This is a genomic window from Lactobacillus helsingborgensis (genome assembly GCF_003173695.1).
Classification (GTDB): Bacteria; Bacillota; Bacilli; order Lactobacillales; family Lactobacillaceae; genus Lactobacillus; species Lactobacillus helsingborgensis.
Genome location: NZ_CP029544.1, coordinates 802339 through 822366 on the forward strand (window position 1 = coordinate 802339; position 20028 = coordinate 822366).

19 protein-coding genes are annotated in these 20028 nt (G+C 37.6%); 15 read left to right on the forward strand and 4 right to left on the reverse strand.

Annotated elements, in window-relative coordinates:
- Positions 1–57: 57 nt before the first annotated feature.
- From DLD54_RS03815 to rpsD, 3 genes are all read right to left on the reverse strand, one after another.
- The gene (locus tag DLD54_RS03815; RefSeq protein WP_109918289.1) at positions 58–1365 is read right to left on the reverse strand and encodes a replication-associated recombination protein A; all 1308 of its coding nucleotides are present in this window, start codon (positions 1363–1365) and stop codon (positions 58–60) included.
- Complete coding sequence (locus tag DLD54_RS03820; protein WP_109918290.1) at positions 1366–1833, reverse strand: YueI family protein; 468 nt, start codon at positions 1831–1833, stop codon at positions 1366–1368. It abuts the gene before it with no gap.
- Positions 1834–1902: 69 nt separating this feature from the next.
- Complete coding sequence (gene rpsD, locus DLD54_RS03825) at positions 1903–2514, reverse strand: 30S ribosomal protein S4 (RefSeq protein ID WP_046327029.1); 612 nt, start codon at positions 2512–2514, stop codon at positions 1903–1905.
- 417 nt (positions 2515–2931) lie between these two features.
- Between rpsD and ezrA the strand changes: the two genes are divergently transcribed.
- The 10 genes from ezrA to mreD all read left to right on the forward strand — a co-directional run bounded on the left by ezrA (position 2932) and on the right by mreD (position 15232).
- On the forward strand, positions 2932–4647 hold the full coding sequence (ezrA, locus tag DLD54_RS03830) for a septation ring formation regulator EzrA (protein ID WP_109918291.1): 1716 nt from the start codon (positions 2932–2934) through the stop codon (positions 4645–4647).
- 161 nt (positions 4648–4808) lie between these two features.
- Positions 4809–5966, forward strand: coding sequence for a cysteine desulfurase family protein (locus DLD54_RS03835; protein ID WP_109918292.1), 1158 nt, complete (start codon positions 4809–4811; stop codon positions 5964–5966).
- Between the two features lie 6 nt (positions 5967–5972).
- Positions 5973–7190 (forward strand): tRNA uracil 4-sulfurtransferase ThiI, encoded by a 1218-nt coding sequence (gene thiI, locus DLD54_RS03840; protein WP_109918293.1) that lies wholly within the window; start codon positions 5973–5975, stop codon positions 7188–7190.
- A gap of 269 nt (positions 7191–7459) precedes the next feature.
- The gene (locus DLD54_RS03845) at positions 7460–10099 is read left to right on the forward strand and encodes a valine--tRNA ligase (protein WP_109918294.1); all 2640 of its coding nucleotides are present in this window, start codon (positions 7460–7462) and stop codon (positions 10097–10099) included.
- 1 nt (position 10100) lies between these two features.
- Entirely contained in the window at positions 10101–11378 is a 1278-nt protein-coding gene (locus DLD54_RS03850) for a bifunctional folylpolyglutamate synthase/dihydrofolate synthase (protein WP_109918295.1), read from the forward strand.
- Positions 11359–12039 (forward strand): HAD family hydrolase, encoded by a 681-nt coding sequence (locus DLD54_RS03855; RefSeq protein WP_109918296.1) that lies wholly within the window; start codon positions 11359–11361, stop codon positions 12037–12039. The genes DLD54_RS03850 and DLD54_RS03855 overlap by 20 nt, the downstream gene beginning before the upstream one ends.
- 35 nt (positions 12040–12074) lie before the next feature.
- Positions 12075–12698, forward strand: coding sequence for a JAB domain-containing protein (locus tag DLD54_RS03860; RefSeq protein WP_109918297.1), 624 nt, complete (start codon positions 12075–12077; stop codon positions 12696–12698).
- 97 nt (positions 12699–12795) lie between these two features.
- Positions 12796–13800 carry a rod shape-determining protein gene (locus tag DLD54_RS03865; RefSeq protein ID WP_038522305.1) on the forward strand — a complete coding sequence of 335 codons (1005 nt, stop codon included), beginning with the start codon at positions 12796–12798 and terminating at the stop codon, positions 13798–13800.
- Positions 13801–13850: 50 nt separating this feature from the next.
- Entirely contained in the window at positions 13851–14702 is an 852-nt protein-coding gene (mreC, locus tag DLD54_RS03870) for a rod shape-determining protein MreC (protein ID WP_109918298.1), read from the forward strand.
- On the forward strand, positions 14702–15232 hold the full coding sequence (mreD, locus tag DLD54_RS03875) for a rod shape-determining protein MreD (RefSeq protein WP_109918299.1): 531 nt from the start codon (positions 14702–14704) through the stop codon (positions 15230–15232). Before mreC ends, mreD begins: the two co-directional genes overlap by 1 nt.
- A gap of 140 nt (positions 15233–15372) precedes the next feature.
- On the opposite strand, the gene DLD54_RS03880 is transcribed toward mreD, so the two are convergent.
- A complete protein-coding gene (locus tag DLD54_RS03880) occupies positions 15373–15504 on the reverse strand; it encodes a DUF4044 domain-containing protein (protein WP_084608687.1) in 132 nt (43 codons plus the stop codon).
- A gap of 102 nt (positions 15505–15606) precedes the next feature.
- On the opposite strand from DLD54_RS03880, the gene DLD54_RS03885 reads away from it, so the two are divergent.
- From DLD54_RS03885 to DLD54_RS03905, 5 genes are all read left to right on the forward strand, one after another.
- The gene (locus DLD54_RS03885) at positions 15607–15933 is read left to right on the forward strand and encodes a DUF3397 domain-containing protein (protein WP_046327039.1); all 327 of its coding nucleotides are present in this window, start codon (positions 15607–15609) and stop codon (positions 15931–15933) included.
- A 167-nt stretch (positions 15934–16100) separates the two neighbouring features.
- Positions 16101–16532, forward strand: a complete 432-nt coding sequence (gene mraZ / locus DLD54_RS03890; RefSeq protein ID WP_038522316.1) for a division/cell wall cluster transcriptional repressor MraZ — start codon at positions 16101–16103, stop codon at positions 16530–16532.
- A 2-nt stretch (positions 16533–16534) separates the two neighbouring features.
- Complete coding sequence (gene rsmH / locus DLD54_RS03895; protein WP_109918300.1) at positions 16535–17482, forward strand: 16S rRNA (cytosine(1402)-N(4))-methyltransferase RsmH; 948 nt, start codon at positions 16535–16537, stop codon at positions 17480–17482.
- Positions 17483–17495: 13 nt separating this feature from the next.
- Positions 17496–17858 carry a cell division protein FtsL gene (gene ftsL / locus DLD54_RS03900; protein ID WP_109918301.1) on the forward strand — a complete coding sequence of 121 codons (363 nt, stop codon included), beginning with the start codon at positions 17496–17498 and terminating at the stop codon, positions 17856–17858.
- A complete protein-coding gene (locus DLD54_RS03905; RefSeq protein ID WP_109918302.1) occupies positions 17858–20023 on the forward strand; it encodes a penicillin-binding protein in 2166 nt (721 codons plus the stop codon). The genes ftsL and DLD54_RS03905 overlap by 1 nt, the downstream gene beginning before the upstream one ends.
- Positions 20024–20028: the final 5 nt, after the last annotated feature.

Below are 20028 nucleotides of genomic sequence, written 5' to 3' on the forward strand. Positions count from 1 at the left end.
TAAAATAAAAGTGTCACAATTGTTAGAAATAACAGTTGTGGCACTTTTTGAATTCGTTTATTTTTTCTTTAAACCATTTTTTTGTAATTCATGCAAGGTTTCGTACTGCTTTTTTAAGCCCTTTTCAATTTTAGAATTGCCCTTAGGCTGGAAATATTGTTTACCCACTAATTTATCTGGTAAATATTGTTGGGCTACCCAATCATTTGCAAAAGAGTGAGGGTAAATATAGCCCTTGCCATGACCTAATTTTTTGGCTCCGGAATAATGGGCATCTTTTAAGTCTGCTGGTATGCTGCCATAATCCTTATGTCTGACATCCTGCAAGGCAGCATCAATCGCACTAATTGCACTATTACTCTTAGGAGATATTGCTAACTCAATGACTGCGTTAGCTAGAGGTATTCTGGCCTCAGGAAATCCGAGATTCTTGGCAGCTTGAATAGCAACTTGAGTATGCTGAACAGCGGCTGGATTAGCCAGCCCAATATCTTCATAAGCTATCACGCTTAGGCGCCGGCAAATTGCTACTAGATCACCTGATTCAATTAATCTCGCTAAATAATGTAAGGCTGCATCAGTATCAGAACCGCGAATTGACTTTTGAAAAGCAGATACTAAATCATAGTGGCCGTCACCTTTGGCATCAAAGTTTTGGCTACGCATCTGAATCGAATTTGCCATTTCGTCTTGGTTAATAGTCAGGCTTTCGGTTTCAGTTTTACCAGCTGCAATCAGCTCTTGCTTTGTTGAACGCACAGCTAATTCAAGTCCGTTTAGAGTTGCACGCAAATCACCATTGCCTTTTTGCACTAAAAGATTTCTAGCATCATGTGTTAAATTGACCTGGTATTTTCCCAATCCGTTTTTATCATCAGTTAAAGCACGATCAATTGCTTTACTGATGTCTTCTGCAGCAAGAGGCTTAAGCTCGAAAATTTGGCACCGGGAACGAATAGCAGGAGAGATAGCTATATACGGATTTTCAGTTGTTGCACCAATCAAAATAATTTGTCCAGATTCTAACAATGGCAAGAGAAAATCCTGTTTAGTTTTGTCTAAACGGTGAATTTCATCTAATAATAATATAACTGTGCCACTGAGTTTTCCTTCTGCCGCCACTTGTTCTAACTGCTTTTTACTATCTGTTGCCGCATTAAGCTGGCGAAAAGCATACTTGGTTGAACCGGCAATTGCACTGGCAATACTGGTTTTGCCGATGCCAGGGGGACCATAGAGTATCATAGATGACAGCATCCTGGCTTCAACCATTCGGCGAATAATTTTACCTGGACCGATTAAATGTTGTTGACCAACAACTTCATCTAAATTTTGTGGTCTCATTCTGTAAGCTAATGGCTTCATTTAATTGTCTCCGTGAAAAAGCCGGTGCCAAAAGCCAGCCTTTTTTTGATTAGTATTGCTAAGCTGGGTTTTAGGCATTTCCGGCGGATATACCTGATCAATTTCAATCCGCATCTTGTTAATTGCGGTCGGTGCTACTACTAAAATGGCTGAATCATCCGGACCAGTTTTAGCAGTCTCGTTGTTAACAATAGTAAAAGCAATCTCATATTTACTACAATAAGTTTCTACTTGATCCACAAAATTATCATGCAAATTGCCATTTATTAGTATGTTGTACCCTGTATAATCTTTAAAGTGTAATAAGAATAGTTTAGTTAATTTGGGATCTTGTACTTCTGTATTAGTCATTCTAACTAAAACCCGTTCGCGAAGGGAACCTAAAAATCTTCTTCGTTCATCAGGTCTTGTTTGCGGGGTAATCCCTTGAGCAGCGTTCGATACTCTGGTATTTAAATCTTCAGTCATCAGTAGCTCTCCTTTCGGGTAGCAAAAACCCCTCTCCAAGCAGGAAAGGGGTTTTGTAAAATGTGGAAATTAAAGTAACTTGTTGTAGTATTCAACAACTAAAGCTTCGTTAATTTCTGGTTCCATTTCATCACGTTCTGGGAGACGAACAAGTGAACCTTCCATTTTGTTATCATCAAATGAAACAAAAGATGGGCGGGATACAACTGCTTCAAGCGCATCCTTAACTTGTTGCAAGTTCTTTGACTTTTCTTTGAGGCCAATGACTTGACCAGCCTTAACTTCGTAAGATGGAATATCAACACGCTTGCCGTCAACAGTAATGTGACCGTGGTTAACTAGTTGTCTAGCTTGTTCTCTAGTAGTAGCAAAACCTAAACGATAAACAAGACTGTCTAAGCGGCACTCAAGTAAAGCCATGAAGTTAGTACCGTGTTCACCTTCACGGATCTTGCCGGCACGTGTAAACAAAGTTCTAAATTGACGTTCGTTTAAACCGTACATCCAACGTAGCTTTTGCTTTTCGTGCAATTGCTCGCCGTATTCTGATAAACGACCACGTGAATTAGGACCATGTTGACCAGGAGCATAGTTACGACGACTAATTTCCTTGCCTGTACCTGAAAGTGAAATTCCTAATCTTCTAGAACGTTTCCAACTTGGACCTGTATATCTTGACATAAAATCCTCCAATAAAATCTGATAACAGTTTTTGGAGTAAAATAGTTACGTATAAGTTTAACATTCGTGCATCTTAATTTTCATTTTCGCCTATTGCAGCGTCGGTTACTCGTTCACTAAAACGTATTAAGATGTTGACGTTCTTGCCACTTATAGCTGCAAATATTTTACACGCTCTATATTATAGTTGTCTCAGTGTATTAAAGCAAGGAAAACATTGTTTACTTTATTTAATAGGAAGAAAAACCAGTTTTAGTTAGCTCTCATACTAAACAATTTCCCTTTAAAACTAGAGTGTATTTATGAATAGTAACTAAATTTTCTCGGCAGAATTGGATTATTTTTGCCGGTAAAGAAAACTCATACCCACAATAATACAGAAATTTGTTATAATTGGGTTAGTTTTGGAGGAAAATTATGTCACCAGCTCAATCCATAGTTGTAATCATAGCAAGTTTAATCATTATTATAATTGTAGTACTTATGATAGTAGTCAATCGTCGTCAATTGCGGGAAATTTTGGAATTGGACGACCAGATCTCAGAAATAGAAAAAATGCATTTGGAAACAGATATAATTAATCTGGATAAAATGGATTTAGCAGGTGAGAGTCTGACTACTTTGACTACATGGCGCAAGAATTATACGCAGGCAGCAACTGAAAAAATACCTGCAGCGCAGACTTTTCTCGAACAAGCAGCCGACCAAAATGCGCATTATCATTTATTTAAAGCGCACAAAAACATCAAACAAGCTCAGGAAATTATGACGCAAACTTATGATGATGCGAAAAATACTAAGGAAGTTTTCACTGAACTGCTCGAATCAAATAGAGAAAACCAAAAGCAATATGATGACTTATTTAATCAGTATAAAGACCTGCGCAAAAATGTACTTGCTGATTCTTTTGAATATGGTTCTGCCCTTGATCAAATTGAAAATGAACTGACAACAATGGAAAATGACTTTTCCGAAGCTAAGAGTTTAACTGCTCAAGGCGATCAGGTAGAAGCAAAACGTATTCTTTCAAAAATTAAAGCTGCTTTGGCAAATGTAGGCTGTCTTTTACCCCAAGTCAGAGAGGCAAGGCATCAACTTGATCAGGTATTTCAAGATCAATTAGATGAATTATCTGATACATATAAAAAGATGATGTCTTCCAAGTTTTATATTACCCAGCTTGATGTTTTAGCCGAAATTAAGAAAGTCCGTGGTCAAGTTACCGATGCTGGCAAATTATTAACCGAATTAAAGATTTCTGCTTTGAATAAAGAAATTGCAAAAATCAAACAAGAAATATCGGCCTTGTACGACGTTTTGATTAAAGAATACAAGGCACGTCCATTTGTAGAGGAAAACCAGGAGAAAATCCAACGATTATTGGCTCATGAACAAGTAGAGTCTAAGAATTTGGTCGCTAAATTACGCCATATTGATGAAAGTTATGAATTAACGCATAATGAATTAGCTACCAGTAGGCAATTAGAACAAGAAGTTAATGATATGGAGCGGCAATATACGGTTGATACACAGAATGTGGCTGATGGTAAAGGAGTATATTCTGCAATTAAATCGTCGTGGTTAAGTATGCTGGACCGGTTACGCGAAATTAGTGCGCAACAGAAAAAAATGGCGCAAGATGTTGACGGGTTATATGATTCTGAAAATGTGGCTAATGATTCAATCAACCGTTTCAAGCAGGAAGTTTCTCTGGTTTATCGGCGTTTGGAACGTAAAAAGCTGCCGGGGAACCCCGATGCCTTTGTCCAGATGTATACGCTAGTCGTCAATGAAATTGGGCATGTGGCTAAAGAGTTAAGTCAAGTGCGATTAAATATGGAAAAGATTTCACAGGAATTAATTCAAATTTCTGATGACGTTGAAAGGTTAAAACGAGAGTCAGACGATATTATCAATTCTGCGGACTTAGTTCAGCTCACCTTGCAATATTCAAATAAATATTCAAATAATGGATCAATTAAAGCTGCTCAGAAAAAGGCAATGCAACTTTATGAAGAAGAATTCAATTATAAAGATGCTCTTGATACGATTGCGACTGCTATTGAAAAAGTCGAACCAGGTTCATATCAGCGTCTAGAAAACTTGTATTATTCAGATAAGAAAAACAATTGATTATACTTTAGTTACCAATTATAATTATCAAGCTTTAAGATTAACAAATGATTTTAAAGCTTTTTTAGTGCAGCTGCATTAATAATTGAAGCTTTAGTTAATTTAAGTTACAATTTATAAGTTAATAGCTAATCATGTAGTGCTTTGGGGGAGAGAAACTTTTGATATACTTCGATAATAGTGCCACGACCAAGATTGACCCTTCTGTTTTAGCAACCTATGATCAAGTTGCGCAAACTATTTGGGGCAATCCCTCCAGTTTACATAAATTGGGTGACCGTGCTTTTCAACTTTTAGAAAGTTCACGTAAGCAAATTGCTGCACTTTTAAAGGTTAAACAGGATGAAATATTTTTTACATCAGGTGGTACCGAAGCGAACAATTGGGCAATAAAAGGGACTGCTTTTCAAAAACGTGAATTTGGTAAACACCTCATTACTTCAAGTGTTGAACATGCCTCCGTCGCTAATGCTTTTAATGCTTTAGAATACCTGGGTTTTCGGGTAACTCACCTGCCAGTTGACAAAGAAGGGCGCGTTAACGTTAATGATTTGCGTAATGCACTGGATTCTGACACTACTTTGGTATCAATTATGGGTGTTAATAATGAGATTGGAACTATTCAGCCTATTGATGAAATTAGTGATTTGTTAACTAATTATCCGACAGTCAGTTTTCATGTTGATAACGTCCAAGCTTTAGGTAAAAATATTTGGCAGCGTGTTTTTACTCCCCGCGTGGATTTTTCCAGTTTGTCTGCTCATAAATTTCATGCTCCAAGAGGTACGGGTATTCTTTACAAAAAAGAAGGAAAAATGCTCGCACCACTTCATGATGGGGGTGGTCAGGAAAAAGGGCTGCGGTCGGGTACCGAAAATTTGCCGGCAATTGCAGGAATGGCTAAAGCTATCCGACTTCTGTTAGAAAATGAAACAGCTAAAGCTCAAAAAGAAGCTGCTATTAAGAATAAAATTACGGCGTACTTACAAGATAAACCGGGAATAACTATTTTTTCACCTGTTTCTGCTGACTTTGCACCGCATATTTTATGTTTTGCACTTGAAGGGATCAGGGGCGAAACGCTAGTTCATACACTGGAAGAACATGATATTTACACTTCAACGACTTCTGCTTGTGCCTCGACTAAAGTTGATGAGGCTAGCACATTAGTGGCAATGCACATTGACAATAAAGTTGCAACCAGCGCTATTCGCCTTAGTTTTGATGAAACTAACACTCTTGCAGAAGCTGATGAATTTATTAAAGTCTTTGATCAGATTTACCGGCACTTTGCCACAATTAATCATTTAGGAGAATAAAATTAGATGAAATATACTGAAATAATGGTTCGTTATGGTGAACTTTCAACGAAAGGAAAAAACCGCAAAGATTTTATCGGTCGCTTAGCCGGTAATGTCACTAAAGTGCTGCGCGATTTTCCGCAAGTTGAAATTCATCCGCGTCATGATCGGATGCACATAGTTTTAAACGATGCTCCTTTTAAGGAAGTAGATCAACGGCTGAAAAAGGTTTTCGGCATTCAGACTTATTCACCTACCATTAAAGTTGAAAAGACATTAGAAGCAATTGAAAAGACATCGCTTTCTTTAATGAACGAAACTTTCAAAAAGGGAATGACTTTTAAAGTTAATACCAGACGCAGCGACCACCAATTTTTATACGATACCAATGAATTAAATAAAATGGTAGGTGACTACCTTTTTGCCCACATGAGTGATTTGAAGGTAGAAATGAAACATCCTGATCTAATCCTCAGAATTGAGGTGCGTAAGGATGCCGTTTATATTTCTAATCAATTGCTTCATGGGGCTGGCGGTATGCCCGTTGGTACAGGCGGGCGTGCTGTCATGATGCTCTCAGGTGGTATTGATTCACCGGTTGCTTCATACTTAGCTTTAAAACGTGGCGTTGATATTGATATGGTTCACTTTTATAGTCCGCCATATACTACAGAAAAGGCGCTAAATAAGGCTAAAGAATTAACCGGTATCTTGGCTAATTATGCAGGGAAAATCAATTTCATTGCTGTACCTTTTGCGGAAATTCAAGAAACTATTAAAGAAAAAATCCCTGAAGGCTACTTAATGACTGTTCAGCGGAGGTTTATGCTGCAATTAGCTGATAAAATTAGAGCCCAAAGAAAAGGACTAGCTATTTTTAACGGTGAGTCCGTCGGACAAGTAGCTTCACAAACTTTAGAATCAATGGCCGCAATTAATGATGTTACAACGACGCCTGTTGTTAGGCCGGTTGCTACAATGGACAAAACAGAGATTATCCGTTTAGCTGAAAAGATTGGTACTTTTGACCTGTCAATTCAGCCATTTGAAGATTGCTGCACTATCTTTGCGCCACCACGCCCAAAAACCAAACCTAGAATTGATAAGGCCCGGGAATTTGAAAACCGTTTGGATGTAGAAGGGTTAATAGAAAGAGCTTTAGCAGGTATTCAAGTTACAGCAATTTATCCTGATGACAAGTTTTTAGCAGATAAAGCGGCAGAAGATGCTGCACTGCTATAAAAAAAGTGTTATAATACCTGCAAAGCAATAATTGAGAGGTATTAACCTTATAGATAGAGAAAGGCTCATGGTTGGTGAAAAGCCGAATGAAGGTTAATTTGTAGCTTGATTGGACTGGTTGGCTGAACTTAAAGTAAGCTGGCCCGGTAAATATGCCGTTATCATTTTTAAGAGAAGCAGAAGTAGTTCTGCTTAATCTTAGGTGGTACCGCGGTTAATCATATCGTCCTAGACATTATGTCTAGGACTTTTTTATTGGGAGGAGAATTATGACAGATTTAGCGCCAAAATATGACCCACGTGAGGTCGAACAGGGTAGATATCAAAAATGGCTTGATCAAGATTTGTTTAAACCGTCTGGAGATAAAAAGGCACATCCATATTCAATTGTTATTCCACCACCAAACGTTACTGGTAAGCTTCATTTAGGACACGCTTGGGACACAGCAATTCAAGACACTTTAATCAGGTTTAAAAGAATGCAAGGCTATGACACTTTGTATTTACCAGGAATGGATCATGCCGGGATTGCAACTCAAGCTAAAGTCGAAGCAAAGTTGCGTAAACAAGGTAAAGATCGTCATGAAATGGGTCGTGAAGCCTTTGTTAAACAGGTTTGGGATTGGAAAGATGAATATGCCGCTATTATTAAAAGCCAATGGGCTAAACTAGGGCTATCATTAGACTATTCACGTGAACGTTTTACTTTAGACAAGGGATTATCTAAGGCTGTTCGCCGCGTCTTTGTCCAATTATATAATGAAGGTTTAATTTATCGCGGGGAATACATTATTAATTGGGACCCCGAATTGCAAACTGCTTTAAGTGATATTGAAGTTATTCACCAAGACGATAAGGGCGCCTTTTACCACATTAAATATCCGTTTGCGGATGGTTCTGGATTTGTCGAAATCGCAACTACTCGTCCTGAAACTATGTTTGGTGATACTGCGGTTGCCGTGGCACCCGGTGATGAACGCTATAAAGACCTTGTCGGTAAAGAATTAATTTTGCCAATTGTTGGTCGTCATATCCCAATTATTGAAGATCAACATGTTGATCCAGAATTTGGTACCGGGTTAGTTAAAATCACTCCTGCTCATGATCCTAACGACTTTTTGGTTGGCAATCGTCATCACTTAAAACGGATTAACGTCATGAATGACGACGGTACAATGAACGAAAATGCCGGTAAATATGAGGGCATGGATCGTTTTGCATGTCGTAAAGCATTAGTTAAAGACCTGAAAGAACAGGGTTATTTGCTTAAAGTTAAGCCGATTGTGCACTCGGTTGGACATTCAGAACGTTCTGGTGTTCAAGTTGAACCGCGTTTGTCAACACAATGGTTCGTTAAGATGAAACCACTTGCTGACAAAGTTTTAGCAAATCAGAAGACTGCTGGCAAGGTTAATTTTGTACCAAAAAGATTTGAACAAACCTTAGATCACTGGATGGAGGATGTTCATGACTGGGTAATTTCACGCCAATTATGGTGGGGGCACCGGATTCCTGCTTGGTACAATAAAAAGACTGGTGAAATGTATGTTGGCGAAGATGCTCCCAAGGACATTGAAAACTGGAAACAAGATCCAGATGTTTTAGACACATGGTTCTCCAGTGCTTTATGGCCATTCTCAACTTTAGGCTGGCCTGATGAAAATTCTGCTGATTTTAAGCGTTACTTCCCAACCAATGCCTTAGTTACCGGTTATGATATTATCTTTTTCTGGGTTTCACGAATGATTTTCCAGAGCTTGCATTTTACACATGAAAGGCCATTTAATGATGTGGTTCTTCATGGCCTGATTCGTGATGAACAGGGACGTAAAATGAGTAAATCTCTGGGTAATGGGGTAGACCCAATGGATGTCATTGACCAATACGGTGCTGATGCTTTACGCTGGTTCTTGCTCAATGGTACAGCCCCAGGACAAGATACTCGTTATAATCCTAAGCAACTAGCATCTGCTTGGAACTTCATCAACAAGATTTGGAATGCCGCTAGATTTGTGATTATGAATTTACCAGAAGATGCACAAGCTGCTCACATGCCTGATACTAGTGAGTTTGATTTGTCTGACAGCTGGATATTCGATCGCTTAAATCACACTGTTAGCGAAGTAACTCGTTTATTTGATGATTATCAATTTGGTGAAGCTGGTCGAGAATTATACAACTTTATTTGGAATGACTTCTGTGACTGGTACATTGAAATGGCTAAAGTTGCTTTAAATGGTGATAATCAGGAATTAAAAACCAGAAAACAAGATAATTTGATTTGGATTCTTGATCAGATCTTACGCTTGCTTCATCCGATTATGCCATTCGTGACAGAAAAATTATGGTTGTCCATGCCACACGATGGTGAATCAATTATGGTTGCCAAATATCCTGAACCACATGCTGAGTTTGAAAATGAACCAGCTCGTCATGACATGGCTTTCTTAATTGAAATCATTAAGGCAGTACGTAATATTCGTATGGAAGTAAATGCTCCGTTGTCTTCTTCAATTGACATTATGATTCAATTAGAAGACGCAAAGAATGAAAGAATTTTAACTGACAATGAAGATTACGTTAAGAACTTTTTGCATCCAAAAGAATTAACCATTTCAACTCAAATTGCTGCACCAAAACTTGCTAAAACTGCCGTAATTTCAGGCGCACAGATCTTTGTTCCGTTAGCTGATTTAGTCAATATTGCAGACGAGATCAAGCGCATGACCAAAGAAGAAAAAGATCTGCAAGCTGAAGTTGAACGTTCAACTAAGAAACTAAGTAATCAAGGCTTTGTCGCACATGCTCCTGAAGCTGTGATAAATAAAGAAAAAGCGAAAAAAGCTGATTACGAAAATCAACTTCAAAGCGTTCAGGAAAGAATTCAAGAATTAAAGAAGAGTGAATAACGTGACTTTTACTAAAGCTCAAGATGTGATTAATTATTTATACTCACTTCCTAAACTGCACGATAAGGCAGATTTATCTTATATTAAAAGGGTTCTAGCCTTTTTGGGCAATCCGCAAGACCAAATAAAAACTATTCACGTTACGGGCACAAATGGTAAAGGCTCAACTTCTTATTATTTAAGTAGTCTACTGCAAAAGGCCGGTCAAAAGACTGGTCTTTTTGTTTCTCCGTACGTGTTTGAATTTAATGAACGTATTCAACTAAATGGTCAAAACATTAGTGATAACAAATTAGTGGAAGTCGCTAATACTGTAGAGGCAGCTTTAACAGCAATCCGCCAAATAGATAGTCAATTTTCTTTAGTTACTTTTGAATATGAAGTGGTAATGGCCTTTATTTATTTTTCATTGGAAAAATGTGATTATGCGGTGATTGAAGTTGGAATTGGGGGAGAACATGATAAAACTAATGTAATTACACCTGAAATCAGTGTCATTACTACTGTCGGATTAGATCACGAAAAAATAATTGGTCCGACAATTGAAGATATTGCCCGCGAAAAGAGCGGGGTGATTAAGAAAAATCGTCCCGTTATTTTAGGTAATATTCCTCAAAAAGTGCTGCCTATCATAGAGCAGAAGGCTAAATCAGAACATGCAACTGTTAAATTGCTGGGACGGGATTTCACGGTTTCAGACGAAAAACAATTGCTTTATAAAGATCATTCTCAAAAAATATCATTTTTACCTAAACCACTAGTTGAAGGTTATGATATCGGCGTTGCGGTTCAAGCATTTAGTTTGCTAGATCTAACTTTGTCTGCAAGTGACATTCAAGATGCTATTAATCACACTGTTGTTCCCGGGCGCTACCAAGTCCTGCAAAATAATCCGTTAATAATTTTAGATGGTGCTCATAATATTCAGGCTGTTCACAATTTGCTTGATTTTGCTCATCATGAACAAGAAAAAAGACACGGTCAAATTAGGATTTTGATCATGATGATGAAAGATAAAGATATTGCACAGGTTTTTGATTTATTTAAACCGACGGATCAGGTCTATTTGACTACTATCAACTATCCACGAGCAGCCAAGCAAGATGATTTTCCCGCCTGGGTTCAAGAAAGATACCCTTACTTTTCTGATTGGCAAACTTCCTATCTAAATCTAAAGCAAGCAAGTCAAACAAATGATATACTGCTAGTAACTGGTTCTTTTTATTTAGTGGGGGAAGTTTTGCAAAGGGAGAAACATAATGCACGTTCACGGAATTAAAGAAGATATTAAAGGCATTCTTTTTGATATGGATGGCTTATTGGTAAACTCGGAAAATTTATATTGGCAGGCGAATATTCAGGCGGCAAAAGAGGCACATATAGGTACACCTGATGATATCTACCTTAAGCTTGTAGGTTCTACTAACACAGATATGAATGACTTTTACTTACAATATTTTGCGAATACCGAGCAGCGCGATCAATTCATTAAACGCACAGACGAACTGGTGTGGCAATGGACAGATGAGGGTAAGTTGAAATTAAGACCCGGTGTACAAAAAGCCCTTGATCTATTTCAACAAGCTGGCTTACCAATGGCAGTTGTAACTAGTAACACTGAAGATGTGGTTGAACATAATTTGTGGGCAACTGGAGCACGCAATTATTTTCAATTTCACTTAAATTATGACGATGTGCAGAAAAACAAGGTCAAACCCAAACCAGCACCTGATATTTATCTTTTAGCTGCAGACAGACTCAATGTGGCAAAAGAAAACATTTTGGCTTTTGAAGATTCAGTGCCAGGCTTATTGGCTGCTGTTAATGCCGGTTTAAAGTGTGTGATGGTTCCCGACTTAATTCCTGCGTCTGCCAAAGATAAGCAAAAAGCGACCTTTGTCTGTCAGGATTTTTACCAGTTTTTGAAAAAAATTTATTAGATTTTAGCGTACTTAAATAGTGAAAGGATGGTTTTATGGAATTAATAAAATCTAAACACTATTTGGTAAAAACTGACTGGGAAATTTTAAATGATTTTGTCAATGAATTAAAAGAACTGGGAATAACAAAGTTTGATCAACTTGCTGTGAAGCTTAAAGAACTTAATATCAAAAACTTTGATGAATTGCTAAAATATATCTCTGGCAGCCAATGTAATGATGACTTAGCTATTTTAGCTGAAGGATTACTGGAAAGAATACGAGCAGCAGTTCCTGACCGTGATTTAATCATGACTTCAAGTAACGAAGTGGGAGCATACTTGACTGATAAATTAGCTGGACACAAACAAGAAGAACTGTGGGCACTATATATAGATAATAGTAATCACATTATTGCTGAAAAAAGATTGTTTCAGGGAACTTTGGATAAGTCAATAGCTCATCCGCGGGATATATTCCGTTGGGCTGTGATATATGCATGTGCAGGGATATTTATTGTTCATAATCATCCTAGTGGCAATTTGATTCCATCTAGCAGTGATATTGAATTAACTAAAATGCTGCAGGCAGCAGCAGACTTATTTCATATTGATTTTTTGGATCATTTCATTGTAGGTAAGGGACAGTATTTAAGTCTGCGTGAGCGGCAATTATTTTAAATTCATCTTAAAGTTACATTCCATTTTCTTTTTTAAGTTGCACTTTATGCTATAATTATTCAAGATTTAGAGACTGCAATAATAAGGAGAGATTTTCGTGTTTGGATTAGGAGCAAAAAATATTGGCATTGATTTAGGAACTGCCAATACCCTTGTTTACATGGAAGGCAAAGGCATTGTCTTAAGAGAGCCTTCTGTAGTGGCAAAGAACACCCATACTGGGAAAGTAATCGCGGTTGGTTCAGAAGCAAGGGAAATGATTGGTAGAACGCCTGAAAGTATCGTAGCAATCAGACCAATGAAAGATGGTGTAATTGCTGATTATGATACCACAGCGTCAATGTTAAAATATTTCATCGAAAAGACAGTAGGTAATTCCAAACCATCAGCTATGATTTGTGTACCTTCAGGCGTCACAGAGGTTGAAAAAAGAGCAGTTATTGATGCTGCAAGGGTTGCTGGCGCACGTGAAGCTTATGTGATTGAAGAACCGTTTGCTGCAGCAATCGGTGCTGGTCTACCAGTAATGGATCCAACTGGCTCTATGGTAGTTGATATTGGTGGCGGTACTACTGATGTTGCAACTATTTCACTAGGTGGTATTGTTTCCTCTACTTCAATTCGTCAAGCCGGCGACAAATTCAATAATGCTATTGTAAATTATGTTCATTCTAACTTTAACCTTCTAATCGGTGAAAGAACTGCTGAAGATATCAAGATTCAAATTGGTTCGGCTTCAGTTGAAAAAGCTGAGGGCATTGAATCAGTTAATATTCGTGGTCGTGATTTAGTCACGGGCTTGCCTAAATCAGTTGATGTTAAAGCTGTTGATGTTTCCAAAGCTATTCAAGATGTTGTACAAGATATTATTGTAGCAATCAGAGAAACTCTGGAGCAAACTTCTCCCGAAATTGCAGCTGATGTTATTGATCATGGTATTGTGCTAACTGGTGGTGGTGCTTTACTTAAGAATTTGCCTGATGTTATTTCAGAAGCTACTAAAGTTCCAGTTTTCATAGCACAAGATCCGTTAGATTGTGTCGCAGTTGGTACCGGTGAGTCTCTGAAAAATATCGAAGTAATGCGTAAAAGTCGCAGATAAATAAACTAGTCGGCTATTAGTGCCGACTTTTCTTTAGGGACTGTTTCCATATGAAGAAATTTTTACAAAATAAGAAATTATTATCAGCATGTATAATAGTGGTCTTGATTTTTGCTATTCTAGGTGGCAGTGTTTCTATGCGTAACAAGCGAAATACTCCCATGATTATTCAAAGTTTTGGTAACGATGTAGTTGCTGTTGGTGCAAGGATAATTGATTTTCCTCTTAGTTTTGTTTCTGGCAGTTTGAATAATGTTCACGATCTTATGAATACTCAGAATGAAAACAACTATTTAAAGAGTAAAGTTACTGATTTGGAACAAACAAAAACTCGGAATGCCACCCTTGAAGCTGAGAATAAGCAACTTAAATCAGCCCTTAAATTAAAAGAAAGTTTGACAGATTATGAGAAAATTCAGGCTTCAGTTATTTCTCGTTCGCCAGACAGTTGGTCAGATCTTTTAATCATTAATAAAGGGACAACAGCAGGATTACGTAAAAATATGGCAGTAATGTCTGGAGGAGGCGTTATTGGTCGTGTTGTAGAGGTGAATGCTGCTTCGGCTAAAGTTGAATTAATTACTACGAGTGATAAATCAGCTAACCGTTTTGCAGTTGAAGCTCAAGCTGTAAATGGTAAAAAAGTACATGGTATCATCACTGTTATTGGTAATAATACTTTAGCTTTTACGCAAGCAGTTGACGGTAAAAAGTTAAAGCGTGGTACAAAGATATACACCAGCGGTATGGGAGGTAATTCTCCTAAAGGCTTGCTTGTGGGTACAATTGCAACGACAACACATGATACATTTGGTCTATCTGACCTAGTTAAGATTACACCAGCTGGGGAATTAAATGACCCTTCTGTTGTTACAATTATCAAAAGAAAGGTGGATGACTAATGAGGTCTTTGCAAAAATTTAGTCTTGCTTTTGCCTTGTTTGTTGCTCTAGCAGTAAATGGCAGTTTGTCATTTTATCTCCACCAATTCTTTTCATTTGGTAATGCGTCAAATTTGTTGTTACCTGTAAGTATGATGCTAATTGCACTTTTTGATGATACGAATGCAAAAGAAATTTGGCTTGCTTTGGGTGCTGGCGTTGTTAGTGATATATATTCCTTTGGCATCATTGGTATTTATGCAGTTTGTTTGCCACTACTTTGCTGGCTTTTACAAAAGGTCGCACGTTTTTTACCCGAAGTTTTTTGGGCTCGGATTTTAGCAGTTTTAGTTGCAGCAATTTTAGTTGACTCTTTTACTTGGCTTGTTCTCAATGTAACCGGTCTGTCTAATATTGCTTTTACAAGCCTTTTGCAAAGTATTTTTCCTACTTTAATTTGGTCTTTTATTTTTGCAGCAGTTACATATAGATTATGGTGGAATTTAGCACGAGACCATCCATTTATGATTAATTTAGAAAATTATCGCTAACAAAAAGAGTCCAGGAAAAAACTCTAACCTAACTAAAAAGGCTGACAAATCACGTCAATAAAACGTTGATTTGTCGGTCTTTTTAAATTGTGAAATTTTTTAATTTAACTTCAAAGAGCACTTTTTTCTCAGACTCTTTTTTATTGGATAAAGCCAAGGGCGCCTACAGCTTGCATTACAACTGCTGCTAAAGTAATAATCGCCATTAACCAAGCCATTGCGATCGTTAGTTTTTCAAATTTAGATCTTTTTTTCTTATGTCTTCGCGTCATTGATAGACCTCCCTATTTGAACAATATTTTATGCTACTTAATTGTTTTTTTCAAACGACTAGTAGGATAAAATAGAAATTAATAAACGAGGTTATAATAAAAATGTTTTCGATTTTGATAATTCCATTAATAGGACTGGCATTGGCTTTTATTGTAAATAAAATTTTCCCCAAAGCTCAGTTTAGGGGCTATGACTTATTGCCCATATTTTTCATATATGGTTGTCATTTGATAACTAAACAGCAGCAAAAACCCGAATTTTTACCCTATGGCTTTTTTGTTTTTTTCTTTTTGGTAATCTTGCTTGCCGTTTCCGATGCTGTCAAAAACAAAAACCTTTCCTTAGGCAAAACAATGCGTAAAATCTGGAACTATTTAACAGTGAACACAATTTTTTGGTATTTAGGCCTGTTATTTATGATGATATAGTCAAACTTAAAATAAAAAAATTAGCAAAAATACTAGTCGCAAACCCGAACAGGTTTGCGACTTTTGCTTTTCGTGTCATTAAAAAATAAATATTTAGCTTTTTTTGATTAAAAAGTGGTAGGAAGTGGTGAATTGTGGTAAATTATTCAGTGGAAGGGGGCTAAGCCATGTTCATGGGTGAATTTCATCACAATCTCGACAGCAAAGGGCGTTTAATTATACCTGCCCGTTTGCGTAGTCAAATTGGTGACAAGATGATCTTTACCCGCGGAATGGAAGGCTGTATTTTTGGCTATACTACTGAAGCATGGCAAAAAATTGAAGCTAAATTAGCGCAACTTCCATTAACTAAGAGAAACGCGCGTAGTTTTACGCGTTTGTTTTACTCTGGTGCGATGGAATGTGAATTTGATAAACAAGGTCGTGTAAATCTGACCACAACGTTGAAGAAACACGCAGCCTTGGTTAAAGAATGTGTCATTGTAGGAGTTTCTGACCGAATAGAGATTTGGTCGAAAGAACGTTGGGAAAACTTCAGTGATGAAGCAAACGAAAACTATGATGATATCGCAGAAAATTTGGATGATATTGAACTATAACTATGGAATTCAAACACACCAGTGTACTCTTACACCAAACAATAGAAAATTTAAAACCAAAAAATGGTGGTCTTTATGTAGACGCGACATTTGGTGGTGGCGGACATGCAAAATATTTACTAGATCAACTTGCAAATGGCACTTTAATCGGCTTTGATCAAGATGAATATGCAATAAATTCGGCCAAGTTAAACTTTGCTGATTTACTCAAATCTGATGCAAAACCTAAATTACAACTAGTACACGACAATTTTAGTCATTTAAAAATTAACTTGGTTAAGCTGGGTTACCAGAATGGCATTGACGGTATTTATTATGATTTAGGCGTATCTTCACCTCAATTCGACCAAGCACAAAGAGGCTTTTCTTACCGCTTTGATGCTAGGCTGGACATGAGGATGGATCAAACTCAAAGTCTTGATGCATATCAACTTGTCAATAATGCAAGCCAAAAAGAGTTAGCTGATATTTTGTATCAATTTGGCAGTGAAAAATTTTCTCGTCAAATCGCCCATAAAATTGTTCTTAAAAGACAAAAACAGCCAATTGAAACAACCTTTGAACTAGTTGAGGTTATTAAGGAAGCAATTCCAGCGTATGCACGTCGAACTGGTGGACATCCTGCAAAGAAGACTTTTCAAGCTTTACGTGTCGCTGTAAATCACGAGCTTGAAGTTTTAAATAAATCGCTTGAGGAGGCTATTGCGCTCCTTAAGCCAGGTGGTCGGATTTGCGTGATTACATTTCAGTCTGATGAAGACAAGATCGTGAAAAATATTTTTAAGAAATATTCTGAGGTTGAAGTTCCAAGAGGGATGCCTGTGATACCAGATGATATGAAACCAACACTTCGTTTGGTTAACCGCAAACCAATTGTAGCTTCTGCTGCAGAGCTTAAAAATAATAACCGCTCACACAGTGCAAAGTTGCGGGTTGCAGAAAAATTATAAAGAGGAAAAGGCAATGGCTGATAATTTAGCAAGAAAAGTAGAGTTTAATCCTAGTGAACAAAAAGTTCTACAACAAAGACAACGTCAGGTTCTTAATCATCACAATGTGGCCTGGACTGGCTTTGAGAAGTTCTTGCTTGCAGTAGGAGTGCTGATTACAATTGGCTTAATGACAATGCTTGTTTCTTCCAGTATTTCTGCTACTTCAGCTCAACATGAACTTACAAATGTGCAACGTTCTGTTGCTAAGAGTCAGAGTCAAGTTGGAGATTTGCATCAAGAACTAGGAGAACTAACTTCGAGCTCGCGCATGAATAAGATTGCTCGCAGCAAGGGGTTGGCTTTGAATGAAAAAAATATTAGGACTTTACGCTAATGAAAAAACGCGTTAGTAATTCGAATACTGAACAATCCAAAGCTCACGGATACCGTTTTACAGTCGGGAGATTTCTCGAGGTAGCTGTTGCTTTGGTTTTTCTTGTATTTATAGGTAGATTTTTATATATTGGTATTTCAAATAAAGTTAATGGGCAGAATTTAACAGCCAAGACTGAGCAGTTATATATGCGTAACCAAGTGCTAAAGGCTAATCGCGGCACTATTTATGATCGTAATGGTTTGGCAGTGGCTCAAGATTCTCACTTGTACACTATTTATGCAATTCTAGACAAGTCTTCTATCAATTATAAAAATAAGCCGGAGTATGTAGTAGATAAAAATAAAACTGCCCAAAAATTGTCTCAGGTCTTACCCCTTAAAGCAGACAAAATTTTAAATTATCTTAACCCTTCACATTCTGTTTTTCAGGTACAATTTGGTACTGCAGGTTCTAATTTGACCAAAAAGCAAAAGGTTCAAATTGAAAAAATGAAACTGCCTGGAATTAAATTTTTTGAAACCCAGTCGCGTTTATACCCCAATGGTAACTTTGCCTCTCATATAATTGGCATGGCTACACCCAAGTTTGATGAAAAGACCAGACAGCAAAATTTAGAGGGGACAATGGGGCTGGAGGCCTGGTATGATGATGTGCTTACTGGCAAGAACGGTTACCAGCTATCAGCTGTCGATGCTTCAAACTTTCAAACGCCTAACAGTGCCCATACTTATAAGGCACCTGTAAATGGTAACAATATTTATTTGACTATTGACTCACAACTGCAAGCATATCTTGAAAGTAGATTGTCGTATGTGCAAAATACTTTTAACCCTGTTTCTATGACTGCAGTTGTAGAAGATATCAAAACGGGCAAAGTTTTAGCTGCTTCTCAAAGGCCAACTTTTAACCCGCAAACAAAAAAGGGCTTGAAAAAGTCCTACCGCGATATTTTGGTACAAGATACATATGAACCAGGCTCTGTTTTTAAAGTATTAACACTTTCATCATCTGTTAATAGCGGAAATTACCATCCTAACCAATATTATAATTCTGGTTCTGTTACAGTTAATGGTTCCGTAATTCATGACTGGCAACCTCGTGGATGGGGCAGCATACCTTTTTCACAAGCTTTCCCCCGCTCAAGTAATACTGGTTTTGTTCATATTGAACAGCAGATGGGAGCGAAAACGTGGAAGAAATACCTCAAAAGATTTCATATTGGTCAAAAAACGGGAGTTACACTACCTGGCGAACAGGCGGGAACCATCGCCTTTAATTCTCCAATTGATCAAGCTGTTACCAGTTTTGGTCAGGGCGTTGACGTAAATGTCATGCAAATGATGCAAGCTTTTAGCAGTTTAGCAAATAATGGTCAAATGGTGAAGCCGCAATTTGTGGAAAAGATTACTGATGCCAATAATCATACTATTACCGGCTATCAAATTAAAAATGTGGGTCAACCAGTTTATACAAAGGAAACAGCGGAAGTTGTGCTTAAAAACATGCGCCGGGTTTTAAATAAACGAATTGGTACCGGTGCAGCTTACCAAATGAAAAATCAAAGTATTGCTGTTAAAACAGGTACTGCGCAAATAGCTAACCTTAAAGGTGGAGGCTATTTAAAAGGTAATAATAATTATATCTTTTCTGTTGTTGGGGTTACACCGGCGAAACACCCGCGTTATTGCATTTACATTACTGTTAAACAACCTCGCAGGATGAGTAAACCTGCAGAAGTCATTCTCTCATCAATTTTTAAACCAATGATGAACAGAGTGATCATGATGTCAAAAAATGACCTGAATAGCTCAACGGTAGTTAAAGTGCCAGATATGAAGGGGTTAAGCTATGAAGAAGCTGAAAAGGTCACACAGCGTGTCGGTTTGAAACTGTTAAAAATTGGGACGGGCTCGAAAATAACAGAGCAGTCTTATCCTAAGGGACAAAAGCAGCAAGCTGGAAAAACTATTTTGGTGCGGACGAATGGCAAACTTATTTGTCCGAACATGAAGGGCTGGAATCTTGATGAATTACATCAATTTGCTGACTTAACAGGTGTCAAATTAAGCATCAAAGGCTCAGGCGTGGTTCATAAGCAGAGTATTTCTGCTCAAAAGCCTCTAAAAACAGGAACCAAAATCAAAATACAATTAAAGGAGTAGCATTT